Origin of the sequence: Clostridium intestinale DSM 6191, from assembly GCF_900130055.1 — a bacterium.
Classification (GTDB): domain Bacteria; phylum Bacillota; class Clostridia; order Clostridiales; family Clostridiaceae; genus Clostridium_T; species Clostridium_T intestinale.
On record NZ_FQXU01000012.1, the window covers coordinates 95102 to 106252 of the forward strand.

The following is an 11151-nucleotide window of genomic DNA, read 5'->3' on the forward strand; positions in this document are numbered from 1 at the left end:
TTGTATATTTACAATATGTACTATTTAATATATAATAAAATATTTATAGCCATTTATAGGTAAATCTATAAATGGCTATTTTAATAGTTTTTTAGTATATTTATATTGACTATATAGTAAATTAATTTCTTTTTCAGAGTTAAATCTACGCATAGAATAACTAGTTTCAGATATATCATCCAAATTTTCATTAAATATTATAGAACTTCTGTATATTTTATTAAATTTTTCCCTCGTAATATTAAAAATAACTTTATTTAAGTTATTATCTTTATTTACATAACTTATGTTCTTAAATTTTTTTTTAATTCTTTTTAAATTCTTTTTTGTTTTCGTATATTGTGATTTTATGTTTATTTCATTTCTTTCTTCATTTTTTAAATAATTTAAATATATTAAGTCTTTTATTACGTTACTTTTTTCATATAAATCCAATAACTTTACCATTTCTTTAAACAATATTTCGAATTCCTCATCATATGTATAAATTTTTTCATTATTAATATTACTATACATGTTTACTTGATTTTTAGATCTATCAATTATACCTTTCAAGTATCTTCTATCTATATTATCTACTACATCTTTTATGTGATAATCTACTATCTTATAAAATACTTTTGATAGATATATAACTTGTTTAATGCTATCTTCTATGTCTTTAATATAATCTAATCTAATCAATTCAATTCTTAACTTTACATCAGGTATATCCATAATAGGTAATAAATCATACATATGTATGTTGAATTTTTTTCTATTTACTTTATAAAATTCTATTATTTTGTATATAGTGTGGTATTTATACTCTTTTTCCAATATTAACCCCGAAAAATAATCATTATCAAAAATATCGTAAAATTTTTTTAAATCTAGAAGTCTAATTTTATTATATCTTTTCTTAGATATTCTTTGGTACAAAATTTTATTTTCATTATTTTCTCTAAGTAATTTTATATGCCTAATATAAAATTTTCTTTTTTCTATTAGTAGTCCACTAATATTTCTTTCTTTGATATATCTATTTAAATATTTATAGTTTGCAATAAAATCTTGCTCATATAAGTCTTCATTTTCTTTATATTCCTCTTTATCATTCATTATATAATTCTTAATTAATTTTGTTTTATTAACGTGTACTGTTTTTTCTTTATCTAGAGTGTTAAAAGTTACTTCTAAAAATTTATTAAAAATATATTCCTTAACAATCTCTTCAAAATTTATTTCCTTTAATATACCTCCAAATTCCTTTAAAAAATATATATCACAGTAATAATATATTAATTCACAAATATCATCTAAATCATCAATATATCCAGAATATAAACTTTCATAGAATTTACTATTTAATCTATATTCTTTTATAAAATATGCACTAAAGTTATTCATAATCTTACTTATTCCTTAATTAAATTCTGTGGGCAAGTGGGCACTTTATCTTCGCTTCCACTCAACCAAGTTATTTATAATATTAATTAAATCTCGTTGCTCTTGATAATTCATATTTTTTAATATATCAATTATTTTAAATGTTATATTTTTTTTGTTCTCTAATGTATTAATCAAATAAAAAAAATCTTGTAAAGTAATATCTAAAGATTTAACTATAACATCCAAATTTGATATAGTTATATTTTTTTCTCCTCTTTCCACTTGCCCTATATATGTAGGGTGAAGATTAGCTTTAAAAGCTAATTGTTCCTGACTTAAGTTGCGTTGCTTTCTTAAAGTCCTTATTAAAATACCAATATCATTAACTAAACTACTCATAAAATACACCTCTTGTTAAACTTAACTTTCAAGAGGTATAGTCTCAATATACTATTGATATTATTTTTGTATTAATATATACTATAAATATCGATATTGGAAATTTTTATTAGGGGGAACTACATATGTCAAATACACTTACAATACTTTTCACCTTACTAATAGGAGGTATAAGTTTTAGTATTTTTAACAAATTGTTTAAAGTTACATATTGGGGATTTAAAGGAGCTATCTCAACTTTTATTGCTTGTTGCTTCTTTGGATGGTTAATCGTTATATTCGGACTAGCTTTCATTATGTCTCACTTAAAAATAATAATTATTATTGTTGTAGTTTTATTATTACTTTCTTTGATAGGTAAAAAAGTTTCTTAAATAAGGTTTTTATTTGTAATTTTTAAAATTATAAGAAGATGAGCTTCTTTATTGGAGCTCATCTTTTTCATGTAAAGTATATTTATAAATTTTTAATATTTTATAAATAATGTATATCTTAATCATTTATTGCTAAAATAACTTTCAAAAAACCAATCGCTATCTAACAGACTTTTAAAACCAGCATGTCTCCAAGGCATAATTTTCTTTTTATCATATACCTTTACTTTTCTTTGTAGACTAATACGAATTAGTTCTTCAGAGTTTGTTTCTTTATACATCTCTTTTAATTCGTCAAATACTACATCAAATTCTGTATTAAAATCTGAAAGATATAACTTGTCAATTTCTAACTTCTTAAAATGAAACTTTACCTTTTCAAAAAACACGTCATCCCAATGACTTAGTTTTTTTATATAAAATTTAAAACCTATTATTTTATCCTCAATTATATCACATTGTAGAAACTTAAAAGCATCTTCAATTTTTTCATCATAATAAGGATGAATAAACTGTTCTGAATAATCAAAAGAAAAAAAGTCATCTTTTACTTCATTACAATCCTTACATATTGGCACAAGATTTTTTACTACAAGTGATAGTGAAGGGAATTTAGATTTTGGTAAATAGTGATCTAATTGCTTTACTTCTCTAGTATGAAAATTACAATATGGGCAATACTTTTGACTAGATCTAAGTTTAGTATAATACTCATATTGATTAGTGTATAGCTTGTTTGAAAACCTACTTTTATACATTTTTTTCATGTACTCTGTATATCCAGTGTTCAGTGATTCAAATGTTTTTTCTTCATTATAATTTTCTTCTAACTTTGAAAGTATATCTTCATATTTTTCATATTTCTCTAATGTTCTATCCTCATACATTAAATTTTTAAATGAGCTACATACATCCTTTTGATTAATGTTTGGTTTTTTAATCTTCCTCACTTTCATCCCTCTTCTCACTTACTAGACTTTGCATTAATACTTGTCCTAGAAAACCAACTTTGCCTTCAAATTTTTTTAAAGTTTGATCAAATGTATCATCTATTTCTTTTTGAATTAATTGGTAAAATCCTGTTTTTACAACTTCTAATCCAAATACTTCTCTAGTTAATGAATCAGTATTAGTTGCAAATGTTTCAAGTATTAGTCTCTCAAAACTCATATCCTCTCCAGTTCTTATTACTTTATTAACACAATCTTTAGGTACCTCTTGTAAAACAATTGGAGAATGAGTTGCTATGATTGCAACAGCATTTTTCTTCAATAATAAAAATGATAGTGTTCTTATGTATGTAGATAATAGTGGTGGATGTAAATGTGTTTCTGGTTCATCTATTAATATAATTGTTTTTTCACGAATTGACTCAGCTAGTAATGTTAATGAGAGCATTATTATCATATGTCCAGAACTTAATTTCTTAAAATATTTTTTTACTTTATCGGATATTTTGGAATCTATTTTATCTTCATTCTCTTCTATTGATTTAATTGTATTTTTTTGTCTATCTTCGAAATATTCCTCTAATAATTCAATAAATCCGTTATCATAGAACATTGAATCAGTATTTAAATTTTTACATGTTTCTAAATATATTTCTATTTTATTTCTATTTCTGTTAATTTCATTTAAAGCTTCAAGGAACTCAACTGACATATCCTCTACAGATTTAATTTTTGACTTACCATTTCTTTGATTTTTGCTAATTAATCCAATATACTTATATACTTTCTTAAATTCCTCTATCAGTTGTGGATCTATATTAGTTGAATTAGCAATATCAATTGGAAGGGCATCGTCAAAAACACTAAACGATAACCCAATAATTCCAGCAAAACTATTTCTCGGACAATCAATAGTAAATTTATCGCTTATTGAATATTTTTTTGATCTTTCCAATTCAATATTGCCTAAATTAATATTTTCAATTAATCTATGGGCAATGTTATATAGTAACCAAGTTTTACCTACCCCATTTCTTCCGATTAATATATGAATATTGCTTGGTGGCAGTGACGTAGGCACAACATTAATATCTATTTTTTCTTCATTATACCTAAATGCAAACGAATACTTAGTTAATTCTACTCCCCCTCTTGAAATTCTATTAAATTGCTCCACATCAGAAATATATAAGTTTCTCATAAGAGAATTCATTAAACAAGGTTCATTTCTATCATATAACCTATTGAATCTATCAATATTATATCCAATATCCTTTAATGCATCATAATATATTGTATTTTTATTACCAAGAAATTCATTAATATTTTTATAATACTGAATATCTTGACCTAAGGAAAAAAATTCATTAGATAATTTTGTAAATGACTTAGTGCTAATTAATTCTTTAACTGAATAGGATGGATAACCATTGCTAGATGTATTAGCTGTTACCTTTGTAGCTAAAGACTTACATCCTATTTTTACTGTACCGATCTCCACAGCCTCTTTTTTGCTGTCATACTTATAGTAAGCCGTAAATGTAGTACAATATTTATAGTCGTCCCAATAACTATAAACAAGATAAATAACTCCAACTTCTTTTGCCTCATAATAACTTGTTATTTGCCTGAATTTCATTCTTTATCCCTCTTAAGCCTTTAATATCTCATTTTTAATGTTTTAATTATACCTTATATGTAAATAGATTTAAATCCTCTTCGCCTTATTCTTTTAATTAACCCTTATATCCTATAATTTTTTAGTATTTGTTAATTAGTTTTTTGTTCATTACTATAAAAAAATTCACCTACATATTTAATGCAGATAAATTTTTAGCTAAACATTAATAAAATTCTATTACTACTATTTTATTAATAGTTAATAAACTTTTCTTTTAAGTTATTTAATCATCTAGCTCACTTTATATTAAATTTTATTTATATAATGTACTTTTTAAAAAACTATTAGATATATTTTATTTTATCAAATAGTTTTTATGAAGTACTATATCATTCCACTTTCTCTAATGCTACAGAACGCCCCATCTGCTCCTATTATTATATGGTCTAATAATTCTATTCCCAATATATTCCCTGCCTCTTTCAACCTATTAGTGACATTTATATCTTCCTTTGATGGGGTAATATCACCTGATGGGTGGTTATGGAACACTATTATACTAGCTGCATTGCTTAATATAGCTGTCTTAAATACTTCTCTTGGATGTACTATAGATGAACTTATAGAACCGATACTAACTACCGATATGGACGTAGGTTGATTCTTTATATCTACGCTACATACTAATAGCTGCTCTCTATCTGCATCATCAAGGAACCTTTTTGCTATTCCAACTGCATCATTTGGCTGATTTATTCTTCTAATCCCGTATAACATACTAGATTCTCTTATCATCTTTATAGATACAATATCAATTCTTTTCCTATGATTATTAATTTTTTTATCTCCTATATTTATTTCATATTTTCCTGAACAATATAATTGTTTTGACATCATAAAACTCCTTTCATTTAATCAAAATAGAAAGATCAGTTGTTCTTTATGTTAGAGCAACTGATCCTTTAAAATACTTTATAATAGTCTATTATTTTTTTATATACTTTACTATATTAGGTATACCTATCGCATAGGTATATCCAAGGATATAATATATATTTGTATTTATATTTGATACTATATATAAATATAGCCATGATTTTCTAAACTTATAGTTTTAAAATTAACCTATATCTATAATAATATAAACTCAAACTAGAATCCTCCATAAAACGGATTTATACACTTCTTTTAATTCATTTATTATAGTATTATTTTCATTGACAATCGTAATGCACAATTGTATTATTGTACTAAAGATTGTTAGGAGTGTGATATTTTGCTGTGTAATTATGAAAGAGAGTTTATTAAACATAACGTTCTAACTTCATCAGAAGTTGCTGAACTTATACAAACAACTAGACAAAGGGTATCAGCTATTGTAAAGTCTGGAGAAATAGAACCAATAAAGCAAACAAGTCAAGGTATGCTATTTCTACGGTCTGATATAGAGGCGTATAAAAAGAAAAAAGAATTAGGTTATATCTCACCTTTAGAAAACTCATTTAATCCAATCTATGATCGAAGTGGTAATACACATAAAAGTATTGAATTCTTTGAAAAGAACATTGATAAACTTGACCAAATTGAATCTATTTTTATTTTTTTTGATGAAATTGATGCCGCCATTGGAAATTTCTATACAGCCTCAGACTTACTAAAAATAGGGGAACTACGTTATATTGAAACTCCACATTTTATAATTAAAGATATAAACGGACAAGAACTATGGCTTGGAGGATGTAATTGTGGATATGGTGGTACAGGACCACACGGTTCTCGTAAAGTTCTATCAATCCTTCGAGATTCAAAGCGTTTGAATAGTTTTAATTATTCAGATGAACAAATTCAAGAGATTCTTTACAATCGTGTAGTTAATATTTTTATTGATTCTGAAGGAAATACTGAATTAATAAAAAGACAAAGTCTAGTTGATGAAAGCTTTGTTAAGAGAGACTTCACAGCACGACTATATCTTTTTAGACACAACCTTGTCTTATTACAAGATACGTGTTCTATATGGAATAAAAATGATAAATACCCTTTAGGAGTTATTGAAAAATATAGAGCTTTTATACCTAATCCACAAGAAATAATTGTTTACCCTACTATAGCACAAGCTAGAGATGCAGGATACATTGGATTAAATAGAGGATATTCAGATGAAGAGGTTTATCGATTAATAATACGAGATGCAACTGGAAGGGAGTTATGGTTAAATCCATTGATTACTAATGAAAAACCACTTTATAGACAAAATAACATCTGTGAGTTATTAAATTTTTGTGGGTTTGATTTTGATATTGAAGATAATAACAATAGTACTACTTCTAAGCTCCTTACTTGGTTAAATACCACGCTTAGAGTTGTACGTCCTGAATCACAAAGACCAATATTAATAAGGAAAAAATAGAGAGATTATAATCCATTACTTCTAAATTTAGAGGTAATGGATTTCTTAAAACTTTAACAAAAGGTATACATTTCTATGATACTGTTCTCCATATCAATTGTAAGTGTAGTTTTTATTTTATGACTAACTCTTATACTAATTTAATATTTCTAACAATAATAGAAACTAAACATACTATCTCATTTTCTATTTATTTATTTATTTATTATATATTTATCGTTGTAAATGTTTCAAATACTCTTATTTTAAAATTTTCTTCCTGTTTACTTCTAAATCGTATAATCTATCATGAACTTTTAAAAGATATTTATCTCCTCCCCAAAAAATATATTGTTTCTCTAGTAGACTTATTCTTTCTTGAACAATTAAATTCTTTTCTCTTAAATATATTATTTCATCTAAAGTATTTGAAGCCTTTTTGGTATAATACTTCTTTAAAATTTCAATAGTAAAATTAGATATAACTGCGCCTAACGTATATGGAAGAAATAATATATATCCTGCATTAATTATGTTACTCTTAGAAAAAGATTGTAAATACTTTGTAGTGTCATGTGTTAACGTTAGGTATTTTAGATGGTAAAAATTAGTATCTATATTGATTTCTTTAATAAATTCCTGGATACTTATCCAAGACATATTTGTAAAAAAGTAAATAAAAATACTTAGTATTATAAGCACCAAGTTTACTATCTTAAAAGCTGTTGCAAGTTCTTCCAATTGATATGGAGGAGTACAAATAATGAAAACCAAATATAAAATTATTGATATTATCATAATTAAAATAATCTCCCTCAATGAAGATTCCGCAAAGTAACATAAAGATACTATAAATTCATCATTAAACATAGATATAAGACTCTGTACTGATTGGATTCCTCTACCTTCACTTATACTTATTACAGATAAAAGAATTATAGTTATTCCGATCAACAAAATTAATAATCCTTGAATTGTTGACATAAATATAGCAATTACCTTAAATAATTTCATATTTTTCGAGATTGATACATTTGCTATTGCAAAATAAAATATACAACAAAAAAGGCTAATACCAATTGTACTATTTCCAAAATCCTTAAATAAATCTTCATTTACCGATAAAGCTAAAAATAAAAATACTAATATTGCAAATATATCGCCTAATTGATCTCCTCTTTTTTCTGCATCTGAAACATATCCTTTTTCATTTAAATCAAAATAGTTTAGATCTTTTAAATTTTTTCTTCGAACAATTATTCTTACCAAGAATAATATACAGTAAAGTAACGGCAATATTACCATCATAGAATTTGACTTAAAAACTAATAAAATAAACATCATAATAAAAAAAAGTATATAAAAAGCAACCATACTTCCTATTTCAAATATTGTATTTTTCAAAAACGTTACCTCCACTAAATATTATAAATTTGAATAATAATATATAATTCAATATAAGTGTGAAATAAAATTAATCTATATACTAAAGATGTGTTTTATCATATAGCGTACTTGATTTTTAATCCTTTCTAAAATATTATTAGTTTATAACATTTGACAAAAAATCATAAACCCATTTACTTTTATTTATATTTTAGTAAAAGAATTTTATATTGAGAAGTATTGACAATCCTCAACAATACTATCAATATACACTTTTTAACGCTAATCAAAAACTGTATTATATTTATATTTTTCTATTAGCTTAATATCTTGTTATTCTAGAAATTACCGATAAAATTTTACTGCATTTTAATTTCACACTATTTCCATACTTACTTAAAGTAAGTTTATCTGTTACGAATTATATTTTATTCTGCATAAAAGTGTAGCCATTAATGTTTATTTTTATAGCCTTAAAATTAAACCATGTCTACAAAATGTCTACAATTTATAAGTTGAAATAAATAAAAGCCTTGCAATAGCAAGGCTTTTATTGGTGCGGCGGAGAAGATTCGAACTCCCGGCCCTTTGGTCCGTAGCCAAATGCTCTATCCAGCTGAGCTACCACCGCAGATATAAAACACGTCAAGACTTATATTAACATAATCATTTTTGAAAAGTCAATAGTTACCTGTTAGTAAATATCAGAAAACTCTATTTCTAAAACTTCCACCTTGTTGTTTGATGATATTTTCTTTCTGGTTTGACATTCTTGACAATATTCTCTTGGAAATTTTACTACAAACTCACAGCCATCTTTATGATTTATTATATCTATAGATCCTTTATGTGTTTTAACTAGATTATTAACTAAGTTAAGACCTATTCCACTACCTTCATATTCAGAAGTTAATAGCTTATTAACCTTATGGAACCTATTAAATACTAATTGTTTTTCTTGTTCAGGAATTCCTGGCCCTTGATCTCTTACTGATATACAAACACTATTTTTATCTATATCTAATGTTATAAGTATCTCAGAGGATTTAGGCGAAAACTTTATTGCATTTGATAATAAATTCATAACTATTCTATCTATTACTTCTGGATCTACCCCTATAATACACTCTTCCTCATTAGTATCAAATATTAATGATATATTTTTATCTTTTGCATACTTGTCCACTGAAGTTACTATGTTTTCAAGAAAACTGACTATATCTAGGTTTTCTTTATTGCATATGAAGTAATTATTTTCTAATTTTGTTACGTCAATTAAATTGTTTATAAGTTTTAACATCTTATAACAACTTTTTTTAATTGAGTTAGAATACTCACTCCACTTATTTTCATTATTATTTGTATAATATTCTTTATTTTTTAATAATTGCATTATACTTAATACCACATTTAGATGAGTTCTCAAATCATGAGAAATATTAAGTATAAATTCTTCTTTTAAATAATCTTTTTGTCTTAAGTCACTAATTTTAGCCTCATAATCATTTAAAATACTTTCAAATGCATTAAAATCGCTATATTTTAATTTCTCCTCCATTTTCAAAACCTCATCTTCACAAATCTTATATACCATATATATTATAATTTTAATTTAATTTCCCCCGCATGTCTACTATATTATACCATTCATGCTTTTATTTGTAAATTTTTAACAAATAAAATTAATAACTTATTTTATTATAGTTATTAATTGAATATTTTCACCCATTATATTAAAATCAATATAATAATAATTTCTTAAGGAGATAAATTTTATGAAAGATTATGTTATCTTAACTGATTCTGGCTGTGATTTACCTAAAGATTTAGTTAAAGATTTAGACGTAAATTATATTGGTCTAGTATGCTTATTTAAAGGTTCAGAATATATCGAAGATTGTGGTCAATCTCTTTCCTATAAAGATTTCTATAAAGGTATTAGAGAGGGAGAACAACCTACTACTGGTCAAGTAAACTCTTATAGGTTTGTTCAAGAGTTTGAAAAACATGTAGAGGCTAATAAGGCAATAGTTTATATTTCATTTTCATCCGCTCTAAGTGGTACCTATAATAGTTCTTTAGTAGCTAGAAATGAAGTATTAGAGAAATATCCTGATGCGGATATAACAGTTTTTGATAGTAAAGCTGCCTCTGGTGGTCACGGTCTTTTAGTTTACCTTGCAGCTAAAAAAAGACAAGAAGGAGCTACAAAAGAAGAATTAGTTACATGGCTTGAAAAAAATTACTTAAAGGTCAACAGTTACTTTTTTGTTGAAGACTTAAATCATTTAAGAAGAGGTGGTAGAATTTCTTCAACTTCTGCTATAGTTGGTGGATTGCTTAACATAAAACCTATTCTTCATGTAAATGAAGAAGGAAAATTAATAAACATCGCTAAAGCAAAAGGAAGAAAAAAAGCAATAAAACAGCTTCTGGATAACCTAGAGAGAAAGATAGTTAATCCAGAAAACCAAACAATCATTATTACTCATGCAGATTGTTTAGAGGATGCTGAGGGACTTGCTACATCTTTAAAAGAGTCTATTAAAGTAAAAGAAGTTATTATAAATTATATAGGCTGTGCAATAGGCAGCCATACTGGTGCAGATGCTATGACTGTATTTTTCTTAGGTAATGATAGAAATCCATAAAATTTTAAGG

At 25.3% G+C, this 11151-nt stretch carries 10 protein-coding genes and 1 tRNA gene; 3 read left to right on the forward strand and 8 right to left on the reverse strand.

Going from position 1 to position 11151, the window contains the following annotated elements:
• Window positions 1-75 precede the first annotated feature (75 nt).
• Entirely contained in the window at window positions 76-1389 is a 1314-nt protein-coding gene (locus BUA92_RS17575) for a hypothetical protein (RefSeq protein ID WP_073021756.1), read from the reverse strand.
• 45 nt (window positions 1390-1434) lie between these two features.
• Window positions 1435-1770, reverse strand: coding sequence for a helix-turn-helix domain-containing protein (locus tag BUA92_RS17580; RefSeq protein WP_073021759.1), 336 nt, complete (start codon window positions 1768-1770; stop codon window positions 1435-1437).
• A 125-nt stretch (window positions 1771-1895) separates the two neighbouring features.
• Between BUA92_RS17580 and BUA92_RS17585 the strand changes: the two genes are divergently transcribed.
• Window positions 1896-2144, forward strand: a complete 249-nt coding sequence (locus BUA92_RS17585) for a hypothetical protein (RefSeq protein ID WP_073021761.1) — start codon at window positions 1896-1898, stop codon at window positions 2142-2144.
• A gap of 122 nt (window positions 2145-2266) precedes the next feature.
• On the opposite strand, the gene BUA92_RS17590 is transcribed toward BUA92_RS17585, so the two are convergent.
• The 3 genes from BUA92_RS17590 to BUA92_RS17600 form a co-directional block, all read right to left on the reverse strand.
• The gene (locus tag BUA92_RS17590) at window positions 2267-3094 is read right to left on the reverse strand and encodes an HNH endonuclease (protein ID WP_073021764.1); all 828 of its coding nucleotides are present in this window, start codon (window positions 3092-3094) and stop codon (window positions 2267-2269) included.
• Window positions 3081-4733: an AAA family ATPase gene (locus tag BUA92_RS17595; protein ID WP_073021766.1), complete on the reverse strand. Its 1653-nt coding sequence runs from the start codon at window positions 4731-4733 to the stop codon at window positions 3081-3083. The genes BUA92_RS17590 and BUA92_RS17595 overlap by 14 nt, the downstream gene beginning before the upstream one ends.
• Window positions 4734-5099: 366 nt before the next feature.
• Window positions 5100-5609 carry a JAB domain-containing protein gene (locus BUA92_RS17600; protein ID WP_341413345.1) on the reverse strand — a complete coding sequence of 170 codons (510 nt, stop codon included), beginning with the start codon at window positions 5607-5609 and terminating at the stop codon, window positions 5100-5102.
• Window positions 5610-5991: 382 nt separating this feature from the next.
• Here BUA92_RS17600 and BUA92_RS17605 point away from each other — a divergent pair, with 382 nt between their 5' ends.
• Window positions 5992-7125, forward strand: a complete 1134-nt coding sequence (locus BUA92_RS17605; protein ID WP_073021768.1) for a helix-turn-helix domain-containing protein — start codon at window positions 5992-5994, stop codon at window positions 7123-7125.
• Window positions 7126-7365: 240 nt separating this feature from the next.
• On the opposite strand, the gene BUA92_RS17610 is transcribed toward BUA92_RS17605, so the two are convergent.
• The 3 genes from BUA92_RS17610 to BUA92_RS17620 form a co-directional block, all read right to left on the reverse strand.
• Entirely contained in the window at window positions 7366-8508 is a 1143-nt protein-coding gene (locus BUA92_RS17610) for a hypothetical protein (protein WP_073021770.1), read from the reverse strand.
• 536 nt (window positions 8509-9044) lie between these two features.
• A tRNA-Arg gene (locus BUA92_RS17615) sits at window positions 9045-9121 on the reverse strand.
• Between the two features lie 63 nt (window positions 9122-9184).
• Window positions 9185-10084, reverse strand: coding sequence for a sensor histidine kinase (locus tag BUA92_RS17620; protein ID WP_073021772.1), 900 nt, complete (start codon window positions 10082-10084; stop codon window positions 9185-9187).
• 181 nt (window positions 10085-10265) lie between these two features.
• On the opposite strand from BUA92_RS17620, the gene BUA92_RS17625 reads away from it, so the two are divergent.
• Window positions 10266-11141 carry a DegV family protein gene (locus BUA92_RS17625; RefSeq protein WP_073021775.1) on the forward strand — a complete coding sequence of 292 codons (876 nt, stop codon included), beginning with the start codon at window positions 10266-10268 and terminating at the stop codon, window positions 11139-11141.
• Window positions 11142-11151: the final 10 nt, after the last annotated feature.